Source organism: Pedobacter ghigonis (assembly GCF_903166585.1).
Classification (GTDB): Bacteria; Bacteroidota; Bacteroidia; order Sphingobacteriales; family Sphingobacteriaceae; genus Pedobacter; species Pedobacter ghigonis.
Map to the genome: position 1 here is coordinate 93,398 of NZ_CAESCM010000006.1, position 24,823 is coordinate 118,220.

Annotated in this window: 23 protein-coding genes; 15 read left to right on the forward strand and 8 right to left on the reverse strand. The window is 40.2% G+C overall.

The window, feature by feature from the left end; all coding sequences use genetic code 11:
• Window positions 1-53 precede the first annotated feature (53 nt).
• From HWV58_RS10670 to HWV58_RS10690, 5 genes are all read left to right on the forward strand, one after another.
• The gene (locus HWV58_RS10670; RefSeq protein WP_175634097.1) at window positions 54-1,229 is read left to right on the forward strand and encodes an acetyl-CoA C-acyltransferase; all 1,176 of its coding nucleotides are present in this window, start codon (window positions 54-56) and stop codon (window positions 1,227-1,229) included.
• A 161-nt stretch (window positions 1,230-1,390) separates the two neighbouring features.
• Window positions 1,391-3,184, forward strand: coding sequence for an acyl-CoA dehydrogenase family protein (locus tag HWV58_RS10675; RefSeq protein WP_175634098.1), 1,794 nt, complete (start codon window positions 1,391-1,393; stop codon window positions 3,182-3,184).
• Window positions 3,185-3,646: 462 nt separating this feature from the next.
• Window positions 3,647-4,093, forward strand: a complete 447-nt coding sequence (locus HWV58_RS10680) for an FKBP-type peptidyl-prolyl cis-trans isomerase (RefSeq protein ID WP_175634099.1) — start codon at window positions 3,647-3,649, stop codon at window positions 4,091-4,093.
• 155 nt (window positions 4,094-4,248) lie between these two features.
• Window positions 4,249-4,734 carry an FKBP-type peptidyl-prolyl cis-trans isomerase gene (locus HWV58_RS10685; RefSeq protein WP_235972705.1) on the forward strand — a complete coding sequence of 162 codons (486 nt, stop codon included), beginning with the start codon at window positions 4,249-4,251 and terminating at the stop codon, window positions 4,732-4,734.
• Between the two features lie 3 nt (window positions 4,735-4,737).
• Entirely contained in the window at window positions 4,738-5,625 is an 888-nt protein-coding gene (locus HWV58_RS10690; RefSeq protein ID WP_175634100.1) for an FKBP-type peptidyl-prolyl cis-trans isomerase, read from the forward strand.
• On the opposite strand, the gene HWV58_RS10695 is transcribed toward HWV58_RS10690, so the two are convergent.
• The 3 genes from HWV58_RS10695 to HWV58_RS10705 all read right to left on the reverse strand — a co-directional run bounded on the left by HWV58_RS10695 (window position 5,615) and on the right by HWV58_RS10705 (window position 8,962).
• On the reverse strand, window positions 5,615-6,919 hold the full coding sequence (locus tag HWV58_RS10695) for a cryptochrome/photolyase family protein (RefSeq protein WP_175634101.1): 1,305 nt from the start codon (window positions 6,917-6,919) through the stop codon (window positions 5,615-5,617). The two genes, HWV58_RS10690 and HWV58_RS10695, sit on opposite strands and share 11 nt — an antisense overlap.
• Window positions 6,920-6,983: 64 nt before the next feature.
• On the reverse strand, window positions 6,984-7,526 hold the full coding sequence (locus HWV58_RS10700; protein WP_235972706.1) for a thermonuclease family protein: 543 nt from the start codon (window positions 7,524-7,526) through the stop codon (window positions 6,984-6,986).
• Between the two features lie 530 nt (window positions 7,527-8,056).
• The gene (locus tag HWV58_RS10705) at window positions 8,057-8,962 is read right to left on the reverse strand and encodes a TIGR01777 family oxidoreductase (protein ID WP_175634103.1); all 906 of its coding nucleotides are present in this window, start codon (window positions 8,960-8,962) and stop codon (window positions 8,057-8,059) included.
• A gap of 170 nt (window positions 8,963-9,132) precedes the next feature.
• On the opposite strand from HWV58_RS10705, the gene HWV58_RS10710 reads away from it, so the two are divergent.
• The 4 genes from HWV58_RS10710 to HWV58_RS10725 all read left to right on the forward strand — a co-directional run bounded on the left by HWV58_RS10710 (window position 9,133) and on the right by HWV58_RS10725 (window position 15,378).
• On the forward strand, window positions 9,133-10,407 hold the full coding sequence (locus tag HWV58_RS10710) for a DASH family cryptochrome (protein ID WP_175634104.1): 1,275 nt from the start codon (window positions 9,133-9,135) through the stop codon (window positions 10,405-10,407).
• A 434-nt stretch (window positions 10,408-10,841) separates the two neighbouring features.
• Window positions 10,842-13,637 (forward strand): 2-oxoglutarate dehydrogenase E1 component, encoded by a 2,796-nt coding sequence (locus HWV58_RS10715; protein WP_175634105.1) that lies wholly within the window; start codon window positions 10,842-10,844, stop codon window positions 13,635-13,637.
• Window positions 13,638-13,684: 47 nt separating this feature from the next.
• A complete protein-coding gene (gene odhB / locus HWV58_RS10720) occupies window positions 13,685-14,911 on the forward strand; it encodes a 2-oxoglutarate dehydrogenase complex dihydrolipoyllysine-residue succinyltransferase (protein ID WP_175634106.1) in 1,227 nt (408 codons plus the stop codon).
• Between the two features lie 104 nt (window positions 14,912-15,015).
• Window positions 15,016-15,378 carry a ribosomal maturation YjgA family protein gene (locus HWV58_RS10725; RefSeq protein ID WP_175634107.1) on the forward strand — a complete coding sequence of 121 codons (363 nt, stop codon included), beginning with the start codon at window positions 15,016-15,018 and terminating at the stop codon, window positions 15,376-15,378.
• Between the two features lie 110 nt (window positions 15,379-15,488).
• On the opposite strand, the gene HWV58_RS10730 is transcribed toward HWV58_RS10725, so the two are convergent.
• From HWV58_RS10730 to ileS, 5 genes are all read right to left on the reverse strand, one after another.
• Window positions 15,489-16,172, reverse strand: coding sequence for a 3-keto-disaccharide hydrolase (locus tag HWV58_RS10730; RefSeq protein ID WP_175634108.1), 684 nt, complete (start codon window positions 16,170-16,172; stop codon window positions 15,489-15,491).
• A 54-nt stretch (window positions 16,173-16,226) separates the two neighbouring features.
• Window positions 16,227-16,763 (reverse strand): DUF4269 domain-containing protein, encoded by a 537-nt coding sequence (locus HWV58_RS10735; protein WP_175634109.1) that lies wholly within the window; start codon window positions 16,761-16,763, stop codon window positions 16,227-16,229.
• Window positions 16,764-17,205: 442 nt separating this feature from the next.
• The gene (locus HWV58_RS10740) at window positions 17,206-17,808 is read right to left on the reverse strand and encodes a lipoprotein signal peptidase (protein WP_124560462.1); all 603 of its coding nucleotides are present in this window, start codon (window positions 17,806-17,808) and stop codon (window positions 17,206-17,208) included.
• Window positions 17,808-18,191 carry a TraR/DksA family transcriptional regulator gene (locus HWV58_RS10745; RefSeq protein ID WP_039481375.1) on the reverse strand — a complete coding sequence of 128 codons (384 nt, stop codon included), beginning with the start codon at window positions 18,189-18,191 and terminating at the stop codon, window positions 17,808-17,810. The genes HWV58_RS10740 and HWV58_RS10745 overlap by 1 nt, the downstream gene beginning before the upstream one ends.
• A gap of 30 nt (window positions 18,192-18,221) precedes the next feature.
• Window positions 18,222-21,623, reverse strand: a complete 3,402-nt coding sequence (gene ileS / locus HWV58_RS10750; RefSeq protein WP_175634110.1) for an isoleucine--tRNA ligase — start codon at window positions 21,621-21,623, stop codon at window positions 18,222-18,224.
• Window positions 21,624-21,707: 84 nt separating this feature from the next.
• Here ileS and HWV58_RS10755 point away from each other — a divergent pair, with 84 nt between their 5' ends.
• The 6 genes from HWV58_RS10755 (at window position 21,708) to HWV58_RS10775 (ending at window position 24,660) form a co-directional block, all read left to right on the forward strand.
• Window positions 21,708-21,890, forward strand: a complete 183-nt coding sequence (locus HWV58_RS10755) for a hypothetical protein (protein ID WP_175634111.1) — start codon at window positions 21,708-21,710, stop codon at window positions 21,888-21,890.
• A gap of 3 nt (window positions 21,891-21,893) precedes the next feature.
• Window positions 21,894-22,166 (forward strand): isoleucyl-tRNA synthetase, encoded by a 273-nt coding sequence (locus tag HWV58_RS10760; RefSeq protein WP_175634112.1) that lies wholly within the window; start codon window positions 21,894-21,896, stop codon window positions 22,164-22,166.
• A 310-nt stretch (window positions 22,167-22,476) separates the two neighbouring features.
• Window positions 22,477-22,704, forward strand: coding sequence for a VOC family protein (locus HWV58_RS10765; RefSeq protein WP_175634113.1), 228 nt, complete (start codon window positions 22,477-22,479; stop codon window positions 22,702-22,704).
• A complete protein-coding gene (locus HWV58_RS24600) occupies window positions 22,670-22,843 on the forward strand; it encodes a VOC family protein (RefSeq protein ID WP_394354236.1) in 174 nt (57 codons plus the stop codon). The genes HWV58_RS10765 and HWV58_RS24600 overlap by 35 nt, the downstream gene beginning before the upstream one ends.
• Window positions 22,844-22,979: 136 nt before the next feature.
• Entirely contained in the window at window positions 22,980-23,654 is a 675-nt protein-coding gene (locus HWV58_RS10770) for a DUF6134 family protein (RefSeq protein ID WP_175634114.1), read from the forward strand.
• A 1-nt stretch (window position 23,655) separates the two neighbouring features.
• Window positions 23,656-24,660 (forward strand): SDR family NAD(P)-dependent oxidoreductase, encoded by a 1,005-nt coding sequence (locus HWV58_RS10775; RefSeq protein ID WP_175634115.1) that lies wholly within the window; start codon window positions 23,656-23,658, stop codon window positions 24,658-24,660.
• Window positions 24,661-24,823 lie beyond the last annotated feature (163 nt).

A 24,823-nucleotide genomic window follows, 5' to 3' on the forward strand; every position in this document is an offset into this window, starting at 1 on the left:
GGCATAAAATAAAAAGATAATATAGGCTTTAAGCCATAAGAAATACTAAAACAATGGAAGCATATATAATAGCAGGATACCGAACAGCTGTGGGCAAAGCACCCCGCGGTGTATTCCGTTTCACAAGGGCCGACGATTTAGCTGCGGAAGTAATCAGAGCTTTGGTGGCATCGGTTCCGAATTTAGATAACGAACAAATTGATGATGTAATAGTAGGTAACGCTACACCAGAAGCTGAGCAGGGCTTAAACATTGGCCGCATGATCTCGCTAATGGGTCTTGATACAGATAAAGTTCCGGGTGTTACTGTTAACCGGTATTGTGCATCAGGTTTAGATACCATTGCCACTGCAGTTGCTAAAATCAAGGCAGGAATGGCCGATTGTATTATTGCAGGTGGTGTAGAGGTTATGAGCGGAATGCCTTTTGGTGGTTGGAAACTGGTGCCAAATGCCGAGGTAGCCAAAAATAACCCCGATTGGTACTGGGGAATGGGTTTAACCGCCGAAGCAGTAGCCAAAGAGTATAAAGTAAGTCGTGAAGATCAGGATGTCTTTTCATTAAAATCGCACGAAAAAGCAGTTCATGCGATTAAAAACGGTCATTTAAAAGATGGTTTGCTACCCATTACCGTAAACGAAAATTACCTGGATGCTAATCTGAAAAAGAAAACCCGTTCTTATGTGGTTGATACAGATGAAGGTCCGCGCGCAGATACAACGCTTGATAAGCTGGCAAAACTAAAACCGGTTTTTGATGCAGTTGGAAGTGTAACTGCAGGTAATTCTTCTCAAACATCAGATGGGGCAGCCTTTGTTTTGGTGGTTTCGGAAAAGAAAATGAAAGAGTTAAATGCCGAGCCTATTGCCCGATTGGTAAGCTATGGTGTTGCAGGTGTTCCGCCACGTATTATGGGCATTGGCCCGATTGAAGCAATTCCAAAAGCATTGAAACAAGCTGGTTTGAAAAAAGAAGATATCGACCTGATTGAACTCAATGAGGCTTTTGCTTCACAATCATTAGCGGTAATCAGAACCCTTGATTTAAACCCTGATGTGATTAACGTAAACGGCGGTGCAATTGCATTAGGTCACCCACTGGGCTGTACCGGAGCAAAATTAACGGTGCAAATCATGAACGAACTTAAAAGACAAAACAAAAAATACGGAATGGTTACCATGTGCGTAGGAACCGGGCAAGGCGCTGCGGGGATATTTGAATTGTTGTAAACGCGCAAAACCGTCATTGCGAGGCACGAAGCAATCTTAATGCTTTGGTTTAACCAGCGATCGTTTTAGGATTGCTTCGTTCCTCGCAATGACGATTACTTTAATAGTATTGACTTGACTTTTGAGCAAGCCTCAAATCTCATTTCTCAAATCTCATAACAATGGAAACAACTGAAAAAAAGACAATTAAAGGTGGCGAATTCTTAATTAAAGACACCACTTATCAGGAAGTATTTATCCCTGAAGAATTTGATGAAGAGCAGCAGATGATTGCACAAACCTGTCGCGATTTTCTGGAAGCAGAGGTTTATCCGAACTTAGATAAAATTGATAAACAGGAAGACCCTGAGTTAATGCCTTCGTTGCTGACCAAAGCAGGTGAACTGGGTATTTTGGGAGTTTCAGTGCCTGAAGAATACGGAGGTTTCGGTAAGAATTTTAATACCTCTATGTTGGTTGCCGATGTGGTAGGTGCAGGCCATTCTTTCGCCGTTGCACTTTCTGCCCATACAGGTATTGGTACTTTACCCATTCTGTATTATGGCAATGAAGCACAAAAGGCAAAATATATTCCAAAACTGGGTTCGGGTGAGTGGAAAGCAGCTTATTGTTTAACAGAACCTAATTCAGGATCTGATGCAAATTCGGGTAAAACCAAGGCTAAACTGAGCGAAGACGGTAAACATTACATCATTACCGGACAAAAAATGTGGATCACCAACGGTGGTTTTGCTGATATTTTTATTGTTTTCGCCAAAATCGACGATGATAAAAACCTCACTGCATTTATTGTAGAAAAAGAATTTGGTGGCATAACCATGAACCCTGAAGAACACAAAATGGGTATTAAAGGTTCATCAACCCGCCAGGTGTTCTTTAACGATTGTGCGGTGCCGGTTGAAAACATGTTGAGCGATAGGGAAAATGGTTTTAAAATCGCCGTAAACATTTTAAATATTGGCCGTATCAAATTATCAGCTGCGGCAATTGGGGCTTCAAAAGCAACATTAAGTACGGCGATTAATTATTCGAACGAAAGGATTCAGTTTGGCAGACCAATTTCTAAATATGGTGCCATCCGTTATAAAATCGCCGAAACTGCCTCTAAACTTTATGCAGTTGATGCTGCTAATTATCGCGCCGGACAAAATATCGACGATACTTACGATCAACTGGTTGCCGGTGGAATGGAATCGGGTAAGGCCAGATTAAAATCGGTTGAACAGTTTGCTGTTGAATGTGCTATTTTAAAGGTTTGGGGATCTGAAGCGTTGGATTATGCAGTAGATGAGGGCGTACAGATTTATGGTGGTATGGGCTTCTCTGCTGATGCACCTATGGACAGGGCCTATCGCGATGCCCGTATTAACCGGATTTTTGAAGGTACCAACGAAATTAACCGTTTGCTTACCGTTGATATGATGCTTAAACGTGCCATGAAAGGTGAATTAGATCTGATGACTCCGGCTACAGCAGTTGCTGCAGAACTGATGAGTATCCCTGATTTTGGTGAAGAAGACACCACCTTATTTGCTGCAGAGAAAAAAGTATTGTCGAACCTGAAAAAAGCAACTTTAATGGTGGCTGGTGCTGCGGTGCAGAAACTGATGATGACTTTAAGCAAGGAGCAGGAAATTTTAATGAATATTGCCGATATGGCCAGTTATGTGTATGTAGCCGAATCAGCCTTGTTGAGGACTGAAAAACTGGTTGCCATACGTGGCGAAGCAGCAGTTGCAGGTCAGCTTGATTTATTGCGGATTTACCTGGTAGAGGCTGTTGATGGTATTAGTAAAGCGGGTAAAGAAGCGTTATGGGCTTTTGCCGAAGGGGACGAGCAGCGAATGATGCTGGTTGGCTTACGTCGTTTTACCAAAATGGAACCATTTAATGTTAAAGATGCACGCCAGAGAGTAGCACAACAGCTAATCGAAGCAAATAAATATATCTTTTAAGGTAATAGGTTAGCAGGTTGAGGGTTAAAGGGTTAAGTGTATAAAGCACTTAGCCCTTTTTTGTTAGAAAAGGTTAATCCTGGTGCCCTTGCTTCTGGTCGAAATGTTACCCTTGTTTTACAGAAGCTTACCATTGACAGACCTAACAGAAGGATCGTCATTGCTAGGAGGAACGACAGCCTGTCCCGCTTAATTGGGAAAGCAATCTTACAACGATCGCTAGTTGAAACTGAAGTAATGCTTTTTCCCACCCATAGTAGTAAGGTTGCTTCGTACCAGCAATGACGACCCTGAAATGGGCTGTCATTTAATTGATTTTTATGCATAAATTATTCCTTAGCATAACAAAAGTTAAAAAAGATAATCGTGTAAAGCAGAACAGCACACTCCGAAAGGGCAGAAAACTGCACTTCAAAAAGGGATTGGCTGCTACTTTATAATATTAAAACCTTATTTTCGCGCATGATTAAACTTAGATTAATTAGCCTGCTCTTTTTGGCTATAGTTATGGTTTCAGCTTGTAAAAAAGACGAAGATCCTGAAAAACAGATTACCGAATTTATACAGAAGAACAATATCAACGCAACTAAAGATGCATCTGGATTATATTACCAGATCATTAAACCGGGCACAGGTTCTTTTACTTATCCGGCCAATACTAAAATTACCATTAAATACGAAGGCCGTTTGTTAGATGGCAGTGTTTTCGATAATGGCGGTGGTAAAGAACAAACCTTTAATCTGGCCGAGTTAATAGAAGGCTGGAAAATTGGCATTCCTAAAATACAAAAAGGAGGCGAAATCAGATTAATCGTTCCGCCAGGTTTAGGTTATGGAAGTGGTGCGGTAGGTCCAATTCCAGGTAACTCGGTGTTAGATTTTACCATTCAGCTTTCTAATACACAATAAGCAGCAATACTAAAGGTTAACGTAAAAGTTTAAAGCAGGGTTTATATTATTAAATAAGCTGCTTTGGGCTAACTGCTTTGAGCCTCATGTTCCTTAAATTGTTAAAATTGGTTAAAAATTGTAGCATCCGTATTAAAAGCTTATTTTTGCGGGTGATGGCTAAGTTTAAATATATTATCCTATTAGTTTGTATTACAGGTTGCTTTGCTGCTTGTAAAAAGAACACACCGGTAGAGGAGTACGATCCGCTACCACAGTTTAAAGCTGATACAACTGCAATTAGTGCTTTTGTTAAAACCAATAACATTACTGCGGTAAAAGATGCCTACGGTATTTTTTATCAGATTATAGAGCCCGGCTCAGGAAGCGTAACCTACACAGCTTCTACCAAAATTACTGCCGATTACGAAGGCCGACTTCTTAACGGAACCATTTTCGATAGCACTAAAGGTACACCTACCTCGTTTTTATTGGGAAATGTAATTGTTGGCTGGCAGATAGGTATCCAGAGAATACAAAAAGGAGGTAAGATCAGGTTAATTATCCCTTCTTATTATGCTTACGGAACACAATCGCCCTCAAGTACAGTTCCGGCAAATTCAGTGCTCGATTTTACAATAACACTTACAGACGTACAATAATAAATGAACAAATTTACTCAACTTAGCCTATTTACGCTTTTGCTGGCTACAGTGATTTTCAGCTCTTGTAAAAAGGAGTATGAGTCTATTGAAACGATAGACGATGCAGCCATTCAGGCTTACCTGAAAAAGAATAATTTAAGCTTTGAGAAAGATGCCAGCGGCTACTATTATAAAGTTACAACTGATGGAACGGGAGATGTAATTAAGAATTCTGATTCGGTATATTATTCATATACTTTTAGAACATTATCAGGACAGGTATTAAACCAAACATCGAATGTGATGATTCCTGGCACTTTTTTAGGTTATACAGATCGGTTTACAATCAATAATGTATCCTATGTATTTACACCAATTAGAGAAGTGCTTACGAAGCTAAAAAGAGGTGGTAATGCGACCTTAATTATGCCTTCTAATATGGCTTTTGGTAAAAATGGGATAAGTTTTTTAAACATTGGATCTAATGAAAATATTCTCGTTAATTTGGGGATTTACTCAGAATCGAAGGTTCATCAAATTGACGAATTGGAAATTAACAATTTCTTATCGGCAAATTCATTAACCGCAATAAAAGATCCTTCAAGAGTACGTTATATTGTTACCCAACAAGGAACTGGCGATCAGGTATTGGCATCAAGTACATTATCTGTTAATTATACGGGTAGGTTACTAAATGGAAACATTTTTGATCAAACTAGTGGTACAGCCCTTTCTATTGATTTAGCTAATGCTATAAAAGGTTGGGGGATTTTAAAGAATTTTAAAGCGGGTACAAAAATCAGACTATTTATTCCTTCCGATTTGGGTTATGGACAAGCAGGGAATGGCACTATTCCAGGTAATGCCGTTCTTGATTTCGATATTGAAATTGTAAGCGTTACGAATTAGATAAAGCCTCTTTAAAAACCTTTAAAACTCTTTCTCTTGCAAAAGTATGCTCAACTATAGGTTGGGCATATTTTTTTGTGCCAAATTCTGGTACCCATTTTTTAATGTATTCAAATTTCGGGTCGAATTTTTTGGTTTGCAACTCTGGGTTAAATACCCTGAAATAAGGTGCGGCATCGTTACCAGAACCAGCAGCCCACTGCCAGCCGCCTACATTGCTGGCCATTTCATAATCTAATAGTTTTTCGGCAAAATAAGTTTCACCCCAACGCCAGTCGATGAGTAGGTGTTTGGTTAAAAAACTTGCTACAATCATGCGCACCCGGTTATGCATCCAACCCGTTTGGTTCAATTGCCGGATACCTGCGTCAACAATCGGGTAACCGGTATTGCCATCGCACCAGGCCTTAAATTCATCCTCGTTATTGCGCCATTTAATTTTGTCGTATTGCTTTTTAAACGAATCGCCCGCCGAATAAGGGAAGTGCCAAAGAATGGTCATGTAAAACTCGCGCCAGGCCAGTTCAGAAAGCCAGATATTCGATTTGGCCTCAATGGCATCGCGTACAGCCTTGCGGATACTTAAGGTGCCAAAACGTAAATGTAAACCGATATGCGTAGTACCATCTATGGCTGGAAAGTCGCGTTCCTGTGCATAATTGTCTAGTTTATGCTGATAACTAATTTTTGGGAAGTCTTGCTTGCTTTTTGCAAAGCCCATTTCTTTCAATGAAGGTAAAGGGAGGTTTTTGCAAGGTAACAGGTTTTTATAATATTTTTGAGTGGGGTAGGCTTTGGTATAAAATGAATTTAATTTGGCATGCCACTGCTTGTAAAAAGGGGTAAAAACGGTATAAGGTGTTTTGTCTGCTTTTAAAATTTCATTCTTTTCAAAAATAACCTGGTCTTTATAGGTTTTAAAGGCAATTTTCTCGCTGGTTAAAAACTCGGCCATGTTATCATCGCGCTCGCGGGCATAAGGCTCGTAATCGTGGTTGGTGTAAACGGCTGCCACTTCGTAGTCGGCTAAGATTTCCGTCCAGATTTTTTCGGGCGAACCATATTTAACCAACAGGTCGGAGCCGTGCTTTTGCAATGCCTTTTTTAAATCTTCTATCGTTTGATAAATAAAGGTTACCCTGGCATCATCTTCGGGCAGTTTATCGAGAATGTTTTTGTCGAAAATAAAGAGTGGTAAAACCTGATGATCACTTTTTAGTGCATGGTATAATCCAGCATTATCTGTTAAGCGTAAATCGCGGCGGAACCAAAAGATAGAAATGGCTTTCTTCATATTAAGGAATGTTATTCAAAGGTAATAACAGCAAAGCATTAAGGAGGTTTATTTCTTACTCCTTTTATTTCGAAATACTTTCAGTAACCTGGTTGTTGTGTTTCGATTTTCGCCATTCCCAGGGTGGCGTGGGATTGGTTTCTTTCCATAATCCTACCTTATTTTTTCTGGCAGTTATTTCCAGTTGAGCATAAACAAGATCAGTAGAATATTTTTTGAAATGCCAGGCCATGCCTTGTTTAATCATTTCCTGGTTTACCACTTGTTTTTTATTGTTGATTACCACAGCAATTAACCTGCGGTAGCGGTCGTACTTTTCGGCGTAAACGGTTACATTTTGCCCGAAACACAAATCGGATAAAGCTTTTTTAGCATTGTTGCCAAAAGGCTGTTTGCCTCTTTTCTCCGGACAATCTATATGCGCCAAACGTACCTTGGTTGGCGTTTGCTGGTACAGGATTTCCATTGTGTCGCCATCCATAATCCGGATTACCCGCGCAATGAAAGTACGTTTCTTTAAATCGGGTGCTTTGGTATAAACACCCTGACTACTAGCAAGGACGGAATGAAAACATAAAATAAAACCCAGTACAATTAATCTTCCCATCCACACAATGTTTTTCCGTCGTTTTTAGCTTTCTCCAATGTTGTTTTTAAAATTTTATGCTGGCAGGTACTGTTGCAAATATACACCGTTGTAGAATCGGTACAAGCGGTGTTGGTAAAAAAAAGGGATAATGAAGGACGTTTTAGATTAAGACCAGTTCCTACTGCAACATCTGCTATGGTAGGTTTTTCGGCTATACATACTATTTATCCGTCATAAAATATTGTAGTCGAAAATGGTGTAGTCAAAAAAAAGTCTACAATGATTTTGACTACACTTTTGTAGTCATTTTTGAAATTGCAGTAAAAATGACTACAATTTGTTTTCTTTAAAATAGAAGTATTAATCTTTGTATGCGCATATTGGGTACTTGGTGCCTTCTGTTTTACTTTAGTAGCGAAGGCATTAAGGTTCCCGCGTTCGCGGGAATGACGATTACCTCAGCTGAGCGTCTTGGGTATTGGATACCCTCCGTGTTTTCCGTGCTTCCGTGGCTAGATTGAAGATAATGCAGGAGATGCTTCGTTGCACTATCGCCCGTAAAGCGCCTTTAGTGCATCATCCAAATGAGTAAACCTGAATTTAAAACCAGCATCCAAAATCTTCTGTGCAGAAGTATTGTTGCTCATTAAAACAGCTTCAGTACGTTCTCCTAATAATAAATTTAGTGCAGCCTTAGGTACGTTGATTGGCCAGAAGGGGCGGCGCAGGTGCTTGGCAATAGCTTTGGTGAGTGCTTTATTGGTAACCGGAAAAGGTGCGCAGGCATTGTAACTTCCCTCCATTTTAGGGTTTTCTAAGGCCTGGATATACATTTCAACCATATCATCAATATGCAACCAAGGGGTCCATTGTTTGCCTGTACCCAATGCAGCACCAGCAAATAACCTTACCGGCTGATCGAGCTGTGGCAATGCACCTCCCTCTGTACTAAACACAATGCCGGTACGCAATTTAACTATGCGAAGGCTAAGTTTTTTGCCTTCATCTACAGCGTCTTCCCAAAGTTTACAGCATTCGGCTAAGAAACCGTAACCGTTTTGGCTTTCTTCCGTTAATATTTCGTCACCGCAATCGCCGTAATACCCTACTGCCGATGAAGAAATGAAAGATTTGATCTGGTGGACGGGAGCTGATTTTATGGTGCTGAAAAGTAGTTCGGTCGATTTCACGCGACTATCTATAATCTGTTGCTTGCGTTCGGCCGTCCATTTTTTATCGGCAACTGCTTCTCCTGCTAAATGCACAACTGCATCAACACCATTAATGCAGGCCGGATCTATTGTTCCCTGGTAAACATCCCAGGTAAAATTATTTGGATCTTTGCTGCTTTTCCGCAAGAGCGTATTCACCTCATAACCCTTACTTAACAGCTGTTTTTTCAGTGCCGTACCAACAAGTCCGGTAGCCCCTGTAATCAGTATCTTCTTCGCCATGATTTTAAAACACTAAAGATACAAAAGGGTTTTTGTACAGAGATTAAAACGAGATTAAAAGGCTGATGATCCTTTTGTTACCTGTTTGTAAAGAATTGTTTAAGGGTTTGATGGAGTGGAAAAATAAAATAAATTTGTAAGCGCGTTCTTATACTCCTTTTCGATAAAAGATGTCCAAAAAAATTTTAGTCTGGTTTAGAAACGATCTTCGCTTGCATGATAATGAAATGTTGGTTGAAGCGATTGCTAAATCTGATTCGATTTTGCCCGTTTATATTTTAGATCACCGCTTGTTCGGAGAAACAAAATATGGTACCCTGAAAACCGGCAACATCAGGGCGCAATTCATTTTAGAAAGCGTTTTAGGCTTACGCAATTCATTAAAACAGATTGGTGGCAATTTACTAATTGCTGCGGGTAACCCCGAAGATATTATTCCGCAACTGGTGCAGGAATACGAAATTACCGAAGTGTACCACCACCGTGAGGTAGCCCGCGAGGAAACGCATGTATCAACCCTGGTTGAAAACGCCCTTTGGAAACTGCGCATTAACCTTAAGCACTTTATTGGTCATACCTTATATAATAAAGAAGATCTACCATTTCCGATTAAAGATATTCCGGATGCGTTTAATCAGTTTAAAAAGAAAATTGAACGCGATTCGATAATTAAGCCTTGCTTTGCTGCACCAGATCGCATCAATGTAGCTGAAGTAATTGACTGGGGCACCTTACCATCACTTGCAGACCTGAATCTTGCGGCGCAGGAAAAAGACCAGCGTGCTGATTTCGAATTTACCGGTGGTGAGGCCGAAGGATTGGTGCATTTACAAAAGGTTATTGTAGCCATGCAACAGGCCGCTACTACCAAGAATTTAATTTTAGCATCGAAATTATCGGCCTGGCTGGCTATGGGCAGCTTATCGCCGCGTAAGGTGTACTGGGAAATTAAAAAAATGGAAGGTGTGCCCAATACCAAAGCCATGTTTAACCATATTTTATTGGGATTGTTGTGGAGAGATTATTTCCGTTTCATGTTTAAGAAATATGGCAATACTTTTTTCAATCCGGATGGATTTGGAAGTCAGGGTTTGGTAGATGTTGCGAACGAGCAGGAGAATTTTAACAAATGGCGTACAGGTCAAACTGGTTTTGCTGTTGTTGATGCAGTAATGACAGAGTTAAACCAAACCGGTTTTATTTCGAATATTGCCCGCCAAACGGCAGCACTTTACCTGATTAATAATCTGGAGGTGAGCTGGGTTTTTGGAGCTGCTTATTTTGAAGAAAAACTAATCGATTACAATCCGGCAAGTAACTGGGGTAATTGGGCCAATGTTGCAGGAGTTGGGAACGACCAAAAATCGAAAAGTGTTTTCGATCTCGATAAAAATATTAAGAACCTCGATCCAAAAGGCAATTATGCCAACATCTGGGCTTCATAGGGAATGATTGAAGGGTGAATTTTTGAATGATAGAATGGCAGATCGGCTTAGTATTAATGATCTGCTGATAAACCTAAAAATCACTCATTCAATAATTCAGTCAGTAGAAGTGAATGAAGGGTAGCGTTTTGAATGATAGAATAGTTGATTTACTTAGTACAAAAGATCTGATCTAATTATAAACTCAAAAAATCACTCATTTAATCATTCAATCAGTAGAAGTGAATGAAGGATGGGGTTTTGAATGATAGAATGCAGGGCAGTTTAGTATTGAAGACGAAATAAATCAATCATTTCTAAATTCTGTCATTCAATAGTTCAATCGTTTGATAATAATAATTCTAAATTCAATCAATATGATTTTTAATGCAGTTTTTTGCCAATAATGTAAGGTAAAATTCTAATTTTGTAATGCTTATAGTAAACAGTTAATAATGGGTAGTTTATCTTATCTTAACGGCGCAAATGCCGAATATATAGATGCTTTATATCAGTCGTATCAGCAGGATCCTGAATCAGTTGAGTTTGGTTGGCAAAAGTTTTTTGAAGGTTTCGATTTTGGAAGAGGATCGGAAGCCACCGCAGTAACAGTAGAAACTCCGGAACAATTTTTAAAAGAGGTTAATGTACTTAACCTTATTGATGGCTACCGTAGCCGTGGTCACTTATTTACGCATACCAACCCGGTACGCGAAAGACGCAAACACTTACCAACTTTAGAACTTTCTAACTTCGGTTTATCTGATGCCGATCTGGAAACCGTTTTCAACTCTGGTGTTGAAATTGGTATTGGTGCAGCAAAATTGAAAGACATTGTTGCTGTTTTAAAACAAACTTATACGCACTCAATTGGTGCCGAATATAAATTTTTACGTACTCCTGAAGTGTTGAACTGGATTCAGCAAAAAATGGAAAGTGTGCGTAATACACCTAATTTCTCTATCGAAGAGAAAAAACGTATCCTTAAAAAATTAAACGAAGCAGTAAGTTTCGAGAATTTTCTGGGAACAAAGTTTTTAGGTCAAAAACGTTTCTCACTGGAAGGCGCTGAAGCTTTAATCCCGGCATTGGATTCGGTAATCGAAAAAGGTGCAGAACTGGGTATTGAAGAGTTTGTAATTGGTATGGCTCACCGCGGTCGTTTAAACGTGCTGGCCAATATCATGCAAAAAACCTATAAAGATATTTTTGCTGAGTTTGAAGGTAAAAGCTACAACCCCGATACTCCATTTGGTGGCGACGTAAAATACCATTTAGGTTATTCTACCGATGTAACCACCAATGCTGGTAAGAGCGTTCACTTAAGTTTATGCCCAAATCCATCGCACTTAGAAACTGTTGATGGCGTGGTAGAAGGTATGAGCCGTTCTAAAATCGACTTTAAATACGGTGGTGATAACAGCCGCTTAGCTCCGATTTTGATTCATGGTGATGCATCAGTTGCCGGACAAGGTATTGTTTACGAAGTAATCCAGATGGCTGGTTTGGAAGGTTATAAAACCGGTGGTACCATTCACCTGGTAATTAACAACCAGATTGGTTTTACCACTAACTACAAGGATGCGCGTACCAGTACTTACTGTACCGATATTGCCAAGGTAACTTTATCGCCTGTTTTCCACGTAAATGGTGATGATCCTGAAGCTTTGGTTTATGCAATCAATCTGGCAATGGAATACCGTCAGAAATATAAAAACGATGTTTTCATTGATATTCTTTGCTACCGTCGTTTCGGTCACAATGAGTCTGATGAGCCTAAATTCACTCAGCCTTTATTGTACAAAACAATCGAAAAACACCCTAATCCAAGGGAAATTTATATTGAGCAGTTAACTAAAGAAGGCTCGCTTGAAGCTGGTTTGGCAAAAGAAATGGAAAAAGATTTCCGTGGTATTTTGCAGGAACGTTTAAATGAAGCCAAGGCATTTGTTGCCGCTAATACCGAAGTTAAATTTGGTGGTGCATGGGCCGATTTGCGTATGGCTACGCCTAAAGATTTTGAAGTTTCTCCGGTTACGGCAGTTAAAAAAACAACTTTACTGGAAATTGGTAAACGCATTACCACTTTACCATCAAATAAAAAGTTCTTCAAAAAAATCGAAAAGCTATTTGTTGAGCGGACCAAAATGGTTGGCGAAACACATGTTTTCGATTGGGCAATGGGCGAGCAACTGGCTTATGGTACTTTGTTATCAGAAGGCAAACGTGTTCGTTTAAGTGGTCAGGATGTAGAACGTGGTACTTTCTCTCACCGTCATGCGGTTTTAACTTTAGAAGACAGCGAGGAAGAATATGTACCATTGGCTAACATTTCAGATCAGCAGGCAGCATTTGATATTTACAACTCGCACTTATCAGAGTACGGTGTTTTAGGTTTCGAATATGGTTATGCAATGGCTAACCCGAATGCTTTAACCATCTGGGAAGCACAATTTGGCGATTTCTTTAACGGTGCGCAGATTGTTGTCGATCAGTATATCGCAAGTGCCGAAACCAAATGGCAGCGCGAAAACGGTTTGGTAATGTTATTGCCTCACGGTTACGAAGGTCAGGGACCAGAGCATTCATCAGCGCGTATTGAGCGTTTTATGGAGCTTTGTGCAGATTACAACATGCAGATTGTAAACTGTTCTACTCCAGCTAACTTCTTCCACGTTTTACGTCGCCAATTTAAACGCGATTTCCGTAAACCTTTGGTTGTATTTACTCCAAAAAGTTTATTGCGTCACCCGGCTTGTGTTTCTAAATTAGAAGAATTTACTGAAGGTGGCTTTAAAGAGGTCATCGACGATGTAAATGCTAAAGTTGCAGATGTAAACCGTATCGTTTTCTGTAGCGGTAAAATTTATTACGAATTACTGGAGAAACAACAAGCTGATAAACTGAAACATGTAGCACTTGTTCGTGTAGAGCAATTGTATCCTACGCCGGTTGATCAGATGGAAGCCATCCAGAAGAAATATAAAAATGCCAAAGAAGTTTTCTGGGTACAGGAAGAACCTGAAAACATGGGTGCATGGCCATACTTGTTCCGCAAGTTGTACAAAACTGCATTGAAAGGTATTGATGTAATTTCGAGAAGAGAGAGCAGCAGTACGGCTACAGGTTTTGCAAAACAACATGCTAACCAGCAAGCTTATATTTTAGCTAAAGCTTTCGAAATTCCGGTAACAGAAGATGTGAAAGACATTGCTAAAAAAGCAACAAAAAAATTAGTTCAAATCGATTAAAGGCATTGCGCTAACATTAGAAAGATAATAAAGACATATTTTATATTATGAGTTTAGAGATAAAAGTTCCACCTGTAGGTGAGTCGATAACAGAAGTTGTTTTATCACGTTGGATAAAAAACGATGGTGATGTTGTTGAAATGGATGAAGTGATAGCCGAATTAGAATCGGATAAGGCTACATTCGAATTAACTGCAGAACAAGCTGGAACTTTAAAAACCATAGCAGCCGAAGGCGATACTTTAGCCATTGGTGCAGTAGTTTGTAAAATTGAAGACGGTGGTGCAGCTCCTGCCAAAGCTGATGCGCCAAAAGCGGAAGAGAAAGCGGTTGTTGCTGAAGAAAAAACTGCAGCTCCGGTTGCTGAAAAATCTGGCGAAAGCTATGCTACAGGTACTCCATCACCTGCTGCTGGTAAAATCCTTGCCGAAAAAGGCATCGATGCATCGGCTGTAAAAGGTACTGGTGTTGATGGCCGTATTACTAAAGATGACGCTGTTAAAGCAGAAGCTGGTAAAAAAGCTGAGGCTCCTAAAGCCAGTGCTCCTGTCGCTGCTGCAGCACCTGCTGGTAGCCGTGGCGAGCGTCGCGAAAAAATGTCGCCGTTGCGTAGAACAGTTGCAAAACGTTTGGTTGCTGTTAAAAATGAAACTGCAATGTTAACCACTTTTAACGAGGTTAACATGAAACCAATTATGGATTTACGCGGAAAATATAAAGATCAGTTTAAAGAGAAATTTGGCGTTGGTTTAGGTTTTATGAGCTTTTTCACTAAGGCTGTAACCGAGGCTTTAAAAGATTTCCCTGCTGTAAATGGTCGTATTGAAGGCGAAGAATTGGTTTACAATGATTTTGCTGATATTTCTATTGCCGTTTCTGCTCCAAAAGGTTTAGTAGTTCCGGTTATCCGCAATGCAGAAAGCATGACTTTAGCACAGATTGAGAAATCGGTATTAGAGTTGGCTTTAAAAGCACGCGATAGCAAATTAACCATCGAAGAAATGACTGGCGGAACCTTTACCATCACCAACGGTGGTGTATTTGGTTCAATGATGTCGACCCCGATTATCAACGCGCCACAATCGGCTATTTTAGGTATGCACAACATTGTTGAGCGTCCGGTCGCCGAAAAAGGTGAAGTGGTAATTCGTCCGATGATGTATGTAGCCTTATCTTACGATCACAGAATTATCGACGGACGTGAGTCTGTAGGCTTCCTGGTTCGTGTGAAACAATTATTAGAAGATCCGGCTAGATTGTTACTAGGCGTTTAAACCTTTAGGATTTGTCACCCTGAATTTATTTCAGGGTCTTATATTGATAGAGAAGTCAAGTTTAATAGCCATTGTGCTATAAAACTTGACTTCTTTTGTGTTTAATGATGAAATTAACGTTTAACTCCAAATTCCTTTTTATTGCTCTCGCTATTTTTATAGTTGAGGTTTTAATAGGCAAGTATCTCAACGATCCCTTCATACGCCCTTTTGGTGGCGATGTGCTGGTAGTTGTTTTAATTTATGCTTTTTTAAGGATTTTTATACAAACCAACAACCGCAAACTAGCTCTGGGTGTGCTGCTTTTTGCTTGTTTGATCGAATTTCTCCAAAAATTAAATTACGTTGCCTGGTTTGGTTTGGAAAACAATAAGCTGATGTGCACGCTAATGGGTACGTCTTTTAGTGTTTACGATCTGCTTGCTTATTTTGCAGGTTACCTGATCTGTTTATTGTTTAAGGATTGAGTTGTGTCTTCATCGTGTTGTCATCTCGACTGGAGCAAAGTGGAATGGAGAGATCTTTTCTCAGGATTTAATAAAAAGATTTCTCCACTACGGTCGAAATGACGGTTTATTTAAGATTTAGATAATTCCTTAATGGGTTTAATATCCAGTTGTTTAAACTCTACCTCACTGCCTTCTGCCTGCAAGGCAATCTGTCCGCTGCTAGCGGTGCAATTGGTGCCGTCATTTACCAGGGCACCATTTACCCAAACTTTAACTTCGTTATCTAAACATTGGATAATCATGGTATTCCATTCGCCAAGTGGTTTTTCGCTGCCATCGGTTAGGTTTTTAATGCGGCGCAGTTTATCGCCGTTTACGCCCCAGTTCTCTTTTGGCCCACGTCTGGCAAGCATATCGGGTACCGTAATGTCTTCTTCTATGCACCAGAAATCGCCGGCATCTTTATGTTGCATTTGTACCTCTAAAGATTTGGGGAACATGCCGTATAATGCCCTCGGAGTTGAGGCATGCACTAAAACACCACAGTTGCCAGGTTTGCCGGCAAAACGATATTGTACGGTTAACTGGTAGTTTTTGTAAATTTTATCGGTAATTAAATGACCACCTGGTGTGCCTAAACTTACCAGCATGCCGTTGCGAACAATAAATGGATTAATGGTGTCTGGTTTCTTATCCATTGCAGGTACATCAACATGCCAGCCTTTTAAATCTTTGCCGTTAAAAAGGCTCTTTTGGGCAAATGCAGTGTAGCTCGAGATTAATAATAACAGGGAGATGGAGAGTAATTTCATTATATCTGGTTTTTGGTTTTTTCAAATATATGATTTTATTCATAAGCCTTGGGTTTAAACCCAAGGCTTATGAGTCGGTTCCAGTTTCAATAATTCCTCATAAGCATTTCCGGCAATATCGAGCAGTTGTGCAAAGGCAGGTTCGGTTTTAATACCCTGATTTTTTAACCTGATAATTTCCTGTCTGAAGGTTTCTCCTTTTTCTAACAAAATCTGATGTTCTATTAGCATGTGGCGATAAGCACTTTGCTGTATTGTTGGTTTGGGTTGTCCGAAAATTTCGAATTCAAAACCAGCCATAAAAAAATTGGCTTTGATGGATTGAAAGGTTGGATTTTCAGAAATTATAAAGCCTTTTTCGTTCTGGAAGTGATCAGTTAGTGTTTTAGTGAATGCTGTTTTATCCTGTACATAGCAGATGATATCCAGATCACTGCTTTCAATATCGATGTTTATCGGGATGGTGCCGGTAAGGATAGGGGTGAAGGCCGTTAATTTTTCTAGTATCTGGTGTGCAGTTAAAACCTGATAAGCTTGCTGTTGCTTTTCGTTTCCGGATTGGAGATAGGAAATGTTGAGGAAGTTAATCATTTGATGCAGGCGATTTACTCATTGTAGTGGCTAAAGTTAATAAACCTGTAGCTAATATGTTGCTGATGCCGGTTGGTGAGACACCAACCGATAGGAAAATGTCACTGGGGGCATCAAGCGACAGGAAAACTGAACGACTAAGCAGCGAGTCGGAGACTCTTTTCTATTCTGTAATCCGTAGAGTCCTTCGGAATTCGACGGATAGAAGGTCGGTCGGTAGGGCACCAACCGATAGATTAATAAGAAAGCTATCATTGCGAGGTGCGAAGCAATCTTAAAGCGATCGCTGGTAAAACCAAAGCATTGAGATTGCTTCGTCGTTCCTTCTCGCAATGACGGATTTTTATAAAAAAAAAAGCCCATCTCAGTCTAAAATGGGCTTTGTATATTTATTTAAAAGGTTTAAGATGCTGAAACAAGTTCAGCATGACGATCGGGGAGATTAATCCTCTACAATTTCACTGTTAATGCTCACATCGTCCTTTACATCTTCTTTAAAGTAGTTTTTTTGGAAGATCAGGATCAGTATTACGCCAATCGAAATAGCTGCGTCAGCAAGGTTAAAAACAGGTCTGAAGAAAACAAATTCTTCGCCACCCCAAATTGGTAACCAGGTAGGGAAATGTCCTTCTGCAATCGGGAAATAGAACATATCTACCACCCGGCCATGAAACCAGCTTTCGTAGCCATAAATTTTGCCATAAAAAACCGAATCGATAATGTTTCCCAATGCACCCGAAAAAATCAGGGCCACATTTAAGATCAATCCGCGGTGATATTTATGCTTAATTAAATAGTGTAAACCATAGCCAATACCACCTACCGCTGCAATGCGGAAAAGCGATAAAGCCAGTTTACCAAACTCGCCGCCAAATTCCATTCCAAAGGCCATCCCGTTATTTTCGGTGAAATGGATAATACACCATTTTCCGATAATGTGGAACTCCTGCCCAAGGTACATATGTGTTTTTACCCAGGTTTTAATCAGCTGATCGGCCAATAAAACCAAAAAGATAACAATTAAAGGTTTTGTATAGCCTTTCATTAACCCTGCTTTAGTTTAGCTTCCATACTTAAAGTAGCATGTGGTACAGCACGTAAACGTTCTTTCTGGATCAGTTTACCGGTTTCGCGGCAAATACCATAGGTTTTGTTTTCAATACGTACCAGGGCATTCTCCAGGTTATCGATAAACTTTTTCTGACGGGCAGCCAATTGATTGATTTGCTCTTTCTCCATTGTTGCCGAACCATCTTCTAATGTTTTGTAAGCACCTGAAGTATCTTCTGTACCATTGGCGTTAGGATTGCTTAAAGATGCAGTTAATGCATTAAGTTCCTCTTTTGCCATGCGCAATTTATCTTGAATTAATTCTTTAAATTCCTGAAGTTCACTGTCTGAGTAGCGCGTTTTATTACTGTTTTCCATGTTTGTAATTTAGTTTTCTAATATATGGATTTATATTTTAGTTACCGAAATGCTTAACTCAACATCATCTATCACGATTTTGTTTGCATTATTTACAGTATCTGTTAATTCTAGTGTATCAGCTAAGATCTCGTCGCAAATGTAGGCTTTGTTACCAGCCACAGCATTGGCCACCAAGTTATCATTTTGTAACGAAACTTTAATCCTGTCGGTTACTTCAAAATTCAGTTCTTTACGTAAATTCTGGATACGGTTAACCAGCTCACGCGAAATACCTTCCTGTTTCAGTTCTTCAGTAATGGTTACATCCAGGGCTACGGTTAAGCTGCCCAGGTTAGTTACCTGCCATCCCGGAATATCTTCCGCAAAAATTTCTACATCATCATTTAAATCGATAGCATGCTGAATGTTATTGCTACCGAAAACATTAATGTAGCCATCAACCTCCAAGCGCTGGATATCATCTTGCGTCATGTTTTCCAAAGCCTCTTTTACAGTGCTCATATCTTTACCTACCTTTTTACCCAAAGATTTAAAGTTAGGTTTCAGTTTTTTCTTCACGATGCCATGCGTATCGGTAATAAATTCGATATGCTTAACATTGGTTTCTGAAAGGATATAATCGGCAACTTTTGAGATTTTTTGTTCGAAATCGCCGTTTAATGATGGGATTAAGATCTTCTCTAAAGGCTGACGTACATTGATGCCTGATTTTTTACGCAACGATAAAACCATCGAAGAAATATCCTGAGCATAAAGCATTCTTTCGTTCAGGGCATTATCGATCAGGCTTTGATCTGCTTCTTTCCACAACGTTAAGTGCACTGATTCTGCAGCTTGTGCATCAGTAACACTCAGGTTCCTGTACAACCAATCGGCAAAGAATGGTGCCACCGGACTCATTAACTGAGCGAGGGTTTCTAAACAGGTATAAAGTGTTTCGTAAGCTGCACGTTTATCTTCGGTCATTTCGCCTTTCCAGAAACGGCGGCGGCTTAACCTGATGTACCAGTTACTCAAATGCTCATCAACAAAGGTTTGGATGGCACGGGTAGCTTTGGTTGGCTCGTATGTATTGTAACTTTCGTCAACTTCGTTAATCAGGTTTTGCAATAACGATAAGATCCAGCGGTCTAATTCAGTCCTGTCTTCAATTTTGCTTAAGTTGTTTTTGTCGATCTCGAATTTATCGATGTTGGCATAAAGTGCAAAGAAAGCATAGGTGTTATACAGTGTACCGAAGAATTTACGGCGCACTTCATCTAAACCTTCTAAACTGAATTTAAGGTTATCCCATGGCGATGCATTGCTGATCATATACCAGCGGGTAGCATCGGCACTGTAAGTTTCTATTGTACTAAATGGATCAACAGCATTACCCAAACGTTTCGACATTTTGTTACCGTTTTTATCCAGTACCAATCCGTTCGAAACTACGTTTTTGAAAGCCACACCGGGGTTACCAACTTTTTCGTTTACCGCTTTAATCTCATCGCTGGCTTCACTTAGCATTACCGCAATGGCATGCAGGGTAAAGAACCAGCCGCGGGTTTGGTCAACACCTTCAGCAATAAAGTCGGCAGCGTAAGCATTTTCAAACTCTTCTTTATTTTCGAATGGGAAGTGCCATTGTGCATAAGGCATGGCGCCGCTATCAAACCAAACGTCGATCAGGTCGGTTTCGCGGATCATTTTCTCACCTTTCGAAGAAGTTAAGATCACATCATCCACATAAGGGCGGTGCATATCTTTCAGTTCGAAGCCTGCTGGCATAAAACCTGCTTCAATCGATTTGGCAATTTCTGCGTTCAGTTCTGCAATAGAACCAATACATTTTTCTTCCAATCCATCAGCAGTACGCCAGATCGGTAGCGGTGTTCCCCAGTAGCGCGAGCGCGATAAGTTCCAGTCAACCAGGTTCTCTAACCAGTTACCAAAACGGCCTGTTCCGGTCGATTCTGGTTTCCAGTTGATGCCTTTGTTTAGTTGCACCATTTTATCTTTAACTGCAGTAGTTTTGATAAACCAGCTATCCAGCGGATAATATAAAACAGGTTTATCAGTTCTCCAGCAGTGTGGATAGGTGTGTACGTATTTTTCTACCTTAAAGGCTTTATTTTCTTCTTTTAACTGGATGGCGATTTCTACGTCAACTGATTTTTCAGGAGCCTCGCCATCTTTATAATATTCGTTTTTAACATACTTGCCACCATAGTTTCCACCCAGTGAAGCAATAAATTTACCCTGTAAATCTACTAGTGGAACCGCATTTCCTTTCTCGTCAAGTACGAGCATTGGCGGTACTTCTGGCGTAGCCAGTTTAGCAACCCGGGCATCATCTGCACCAAAAGTAGGTGCGGTATGTACAATACCGGTACCATCTTCAGTAGTAACAAAATCTCCTGAAATTACCCTGAAGGCATTTTCTGGATTTTGGTATGGCAGTGCATAAGGCAATAACTGTTCGTATTTAATGCCAACTAAATCTGCACCAACCAATTCAGCTAATATGGTATAAGGAATCTTTTTGTCTTCAGCTTTGTAGTTTGCAAAAGCTTCGTCACTTTCAGCCAAAAAGTATTTTCCTGCAAATTGTTTACCCACCAAAGCTTTAGCCAATACAACCTGAATCGGCTCGAAAGTATACTGGTTAAAAGTTTTAACCAATACGTAATCGATTTTAGGGCCTACAGTTAAAGCGGTGTTGCTTGGTAAAGTCCATGGGGTAGTAGTCCATGCTAAAAAGTGAACTGTACCAAAGCCTTTTAAAGCTTCGGGTAAAGTAGATTCGATGGTTTTAAATTGCGCTACAATTGTGGTGTCGCTTACATCCTTATAAGTACCTGGCTGGTTTAACTCGTGCGAGCTTAAACCTGTACCCGCTGCTGGCGAATACGGCTGAACGGTATAACCTTTATATAAAAATCCTTTGCTGTAAAGTTGTTTTAATATCCACCAAAGGGTTTCAATGTATTCGTTTTCGTAGGTGATATACGGATTTTCAAGATCAACCCAATAGCCCATTTTTTCGGTCAGGTCGTTCCAAACATCAGTATAACGCATTACTTCAGTGCGGCAGGCCTCATTGTATTCGTCTACGCTGATTTTCTTACCGATATCCTCTTTAGTAATACCCAGTTTTTTCTCCACAGCAAGCTCAATAGGCAAACCATGTGTATCCCAACCACCTTTGCGTTTTACCTGGTAGCCTTTTAACGTTTTGTAACGGCAAAAAATATCCTTAATCGCTCGCGCCATTACGTGGTGAATCCCCGGCATGCCATTGGCAGAAGGCGGACCTTCGTAAAAAGTAAACGGATTAGATTTCGGACGGGATGAAATGCTTTTTTCAAAGATATTTTCCTTTTTCCAGAAATCCAGTATTTCTTGCCCTATTTTGGCAAGTTCCAGTTGTTTAAATTCGCTATACATCAATCAAGTACCTCAAAAAATTAAAGGTTGCAAAGTTAACAGAATTGACCGGATTTTGGTAGTTTTGATGTAAATACTTTTAACGTGAAATTATTTAATATCGGGCTTGCAATGATGGTGGTGGCCGTAATTGCCTTGCCAATTGTTGCGGTGGTAAACCCTTTAAACCGCGATTTTGTGCTTTATGCTTTTTATTTCTGCGGCTTGCTCGAACTAATTGGGTTAATCTTTGTTTTAATACATATCATAAAACTTAAAAAAAGATAATTCATGATCAGGCTCTTAAAGTTACAAAAAGCAGTTTGGGTGCTTGTTTTGGGCATCCTAACCTACATTGCCTATAAAATTTTAGAAACTTACGATGTAAGTGGTAGCCGTTATGTACAAATGCTGGCCGGGGTTTTGGTTATGGCTGGCGCTTTATGGATGTTGTACCCCATTCTTTTTGCCAAAAAGGATAATGATGGCAATGCCGAAATTATTACCGACCCAACAGTAGAAATTCCGGAAGATGAGGAAGAAGATAAGCCGGTAAAAGAGTAGGTTGCTTTTTCAGGGATATAATTTTATCTTCAATTGAGAAAATCAAAAACCGTATTTCATTTTAACGTTCGCCCTGCTGTTCGTTACAAGTCCTCTCCCGATGAAAAAATAGGGATTGCGGGCTTTCCACTGCCATCAGGTTTAATTTACTTCAGCCTGTACAGTAAACCTAATGCTGCACCCTTCAACCGCCACAGTTTTTTTGTAGATTCCTTTTTAACGGCTCATTATTTTAGTAACACCTATTTCCTGTTGTGTCATCTTTGAGGGGATCGTATGCATAGCTGTCAACTATTTTTTATTTTTGAATATGAACAGTTTCATCCCCTTGTTTAAAGTTCGCGATATGCGCGCAGCGATTCAGTTCTATACCGAAGTGCTGGATTTTCGCATGACCTGGCCTGACGATACGACGGATTCGCCAGTCGTTGATCTTGGTCACGAAAACATGGAATTGCAAATTACCACCTACGAAAGCGACAGTCTATTTGGTTCGGCTGTTTATGTATGTTCGGGACGTAGATTTTTTATTTGCTAAATTTGTGAGCCGCGGTTTAGAAGGGAAAAGCGGATCACCTGTGCATCAGGGGCCAGTTGATCAAACCTGGGGCCGGCGGGAATTTTATGTGACCGACCCAGATGGCAATACACTACGCTATTGTCAATATATAGCCTAATCGCAAACTTTTAACCTGGCCCTATGAAATTATTTGTGCCACTATAAGAGAAAAATAACATTCTTTTTAAAAATAATCAAAGTTGCGTAGGGGTAAAATCCCTTTGAGTTGTATTAGCTCTAAAAACAGAGAAAATATGATTCCAGCATTAGTAATTTGGCTGTGTAAGAAATACATTCTGCCAAGGTTAAACAAAAAAAGCAGTTTAAGCAGCGCCGCACGGTTTTCTAAGCCGGCAACTCTGGTGATATTGTTGCTTGCCTTAAATTTTTCTGCATTTGCGCATAATTTTAGTCAGGTTTATCACATTAAGCACAATGGCGAGGTTATCGGTAAACTTGCTTTTAGTCAAAATACGGATGGCGAAAATACCTACCTTAAAATTACCTCGCAGGTAAGCACCCGTTTTGTATTCAAAATCGATGTGCTGACTGAGGATCTGGCCCATTTCAAAAACGGTCGGTTAATTTCATCAACGGTAAGTCGTTCCGTTAACGGTAAAGCAAAAGAGCGCAAGAAAACCACTTTCCAAAACGATGTTTACCAGTTGCAATCGGGCAATAAATTCAACAGTTTAAGTCAGGCTATCGCTTTCAATATGATGTTGCTCTACACCACCGAGCCTGTGTCTGTCAATCAGGTTTATTCAGATAATTTTCAGTGCTTTTTGCGCATCAAAAAACAGGCAGCACACCAATACCGGGTTAATTTGCCCGATGGTAATTACAACGATTACTACTTTGAAAACGGAATTTGTAAGCTCGTGGTGGTTAATGATTCGCTGTACACGATTAAAATGGAACTGGTTTAATATGGAAGCAGTTAATCATAAATACCTCAGGGTGCTGGTAACTGGTGCTTCAGGTTTCATTGGCCGTAAACTCTGCCTGAGTCTAGCCGAAACAGGTTACGATGTGGTTGCCCTTTGCCGCGATACCAAACATCCTTATCTGATCAGACACCGCAATATTCATTTTGTAAAGGGTGATATTTTAGACCTTAAAAGTTTACAGAAAGCGATGAAAGGTTGTGCCCAGGTTTACCATACCGCTGCAATGGCTAAAATGTGGTGCAAAAACGAAACCGATTTTTACGATGTAAATGTAACGGGTACTGCTAATGTTTTAAGTTGCGCCCTTAACATGGGGGTAGACCGGGTGGTGCATACTTCAACCTGTGGCGTATGGGGGCCAACCCTTAATCTGCCAGTTTCCGAAAACGATCCGCGGGCCGTAGGCTTTCCGATTAGCTACGAACGCACCAAATACCTGGCCGAGCTGGAGGTGAAAGCTTTTGTGGAGCAGGGCCTTGAAGTGGTTATTGTAAACCCCTCACGGGTGTATGGCGATGGACCGATAACCGACAGTAATACCGTGAGCAAAATGGTTACCGGTTATATGGGTGGTACCTGGCATTTTATTCCCGGCGATGGAAAAGCCATTGCCAATTATGCATTTGTTGATGATGTGGTGGACGGGCATATAGCTGCAATGCAGCATGGTCGAAATGGCGAAAGGTATATTTTGGGCGGCGAAGATGTTTCTTTTAACGTTTTTTTTAATGTGCTCAAACACATAACCGGAAAGAAACACAGCCTGTATAAAATACCGGTAAGCATCATTAAAGCTTACAGCATGCTCGAGTTTTTAAAAAACAGACTCTTTAATTTAACGCCGTTTTTTCTTCCCGAATTTGCCGACCGCTTAAAGTGTAACCAGCAATATTGCAGCAATAAAGCCATTGCCGAATTAAACTATCACATTACACCCTTTGCTGTTGGATTAGGAAAAACAGTTAGCCATTTTCAGCACAACTAGCATCGTCCTCGTTTGTAACGAGGACGCATGAGAACCACATTTATAATGTGGATAGATTGATGAATAGTAATTAACCACAGATGAAAAGAATGAACACAGATATTTTGGAATTTAAATCCGTGTTAATCTGTGCAATCCGTGGCTAAAAATGCTATAGTCGATA

Coding starts and splice junctions, on each gene's coding strand:
- ileS (WP_175634110.1), bottom strand. CDS start 21,623: ATGTATAGCGAATTTAAACAACTGGAACTTGCCAAAATAGGGCAAGAA.
- HWV58_RS10680 (WP_175634099.1), top strand. CDS start 3,647: ATGATTAAACTTAGATTAATTAGCCTGCTCTTTTTGGCTATAGTTATG.
- HWV58_RS24600 (WP_394354236.1), top strand. CDS start 22,670: ATGTATGTTCGGGACGTAGATTTTTTATTTGCTAAATTTGTGAGCCGC.
- HWV58_RS10685 (WP_235972705.1), top strand. CDS start 4,249: ATGGCTAAGTTTAAATATATTATCCTATTAGTTTGTATTACAGGTTGC.
- HWV58_RS10770 (WP_175634114.1), top strand. CDS start 22,980: ATGATTCCAGCATTAGTAATTTGGCTGTGTAAGAAATACATTCTGCCA.
- HWV58_RS10735 (WP_175634109.1), bottom strand. CDS start 16,763: ATGATTAACTTCCTCAACATTTCCTATCTCCAATCCGGAAACGAAAAG.
- odhB (WP_175634106.1), top strand. CDS start 13,685: ATGAGTTTAGAGATAAAAGTTCCACCTGTAGGTGAGTCGATAACAGAA.
- HWV58_RS10730 (WP_175634108.1), bottom strand. CDS start 16,172: ATGAAATTACTCTCCATCTCCCTGTTATTATTAATCTCGAGCTACACT.
- HWV58_RS10675 (WP_175634098.1), top strand. CDS start 1,391: ATGGAAACAACTGAAAAAAAGACAATTAAAGGTGGCGAATTCTTAATT.
- HWV58_RS10695 (WP_175634101.1), bottom strand. CDS start 6,919: ATGAAGAAAGCCATTTCTATCTTTTGGTTCCGCCGCGATTTACGCTTA.
- HWV58_RS10760 (WP_175634112.1), top strand. CDS start 21,894: ATGATCAGGCTCTTAAAGTTACAAAAAGCAGTTTGGGTGCTTGTTTTG.
- HWV58_RS10725 (WP_175634107.1), top strand. CDS start 15,016: ATGATGAAATTAACGTTTAACTCCAAATTCCTTTTTATTGCTCTCGCT.
- HWV58_RS10705 (WP_175634103.1), bottom strand. CDS start 8,962: ATGGCGAAGAAGATACTGATTACAGGGGCTACCGGACTTGTTGGTACG.
- HWV58_RS10715 (WP_175634105.1), top strand. CDS start 10,842: ATGGGTAGTTTATCTTATCTTAACGGCGCAAATGCCGAATATATAGAT.
- HWV58_RS10700 (WP_235972706.1), bottom strand. CDS start 7,526: ATGGGAAGATTAATTGTACTGGGTTTTATTTTATGTTTTCATTCCGTC.
- HWV58_RS10775 (WP_175634115.1), top strand. CDS start 23,656: ATGGAAGCAGTTAATCATAAATACCTCAGGGTGCTGGTAACTGGTGCT.
- HWV58_RS10670 (WP_175634097.1), top strand. CDS start 54: ATGGAAGCATATATAATAGCAGGATACCGAACAGCTGTGGGCAAAGCA.
- HWV58_RS10745 (WP_039481375.1), bottom strand. CDS start 18,191: ATGGAAAACAGTAATAAAACGCGCTACTCAGACAGTGAACTTCAGGAA.
- HWV58_RS10710 (WP_175634104.1), top strand. CDS start 9,133: ATGTCCAAAAAAATTTTAGTCTGGTTTAGAAACGATCTTCGCTTGCAT.
- HWV58_RS10740 (WP_124560462.1), bottom strand. CDS start 17,808: ATGAAAGGCTATACAAAACCTTTAATTGTTATCTTTTTGGTTTTATTG.
- HWV58_RS10765 (WP_175634113.1), top strand. CDS start 22,477: ATGAACAGTTTCATCCCCTTGTTTAAAGTTCGCGATATGCGCGCAGCG.
- HWV58_RS10690 (WP_175634100.1), top strand. CDS start 4,738: ATGAACAAATTTACTCAACTTAGCCTATTTACGCTTTTGCTGGCTACA.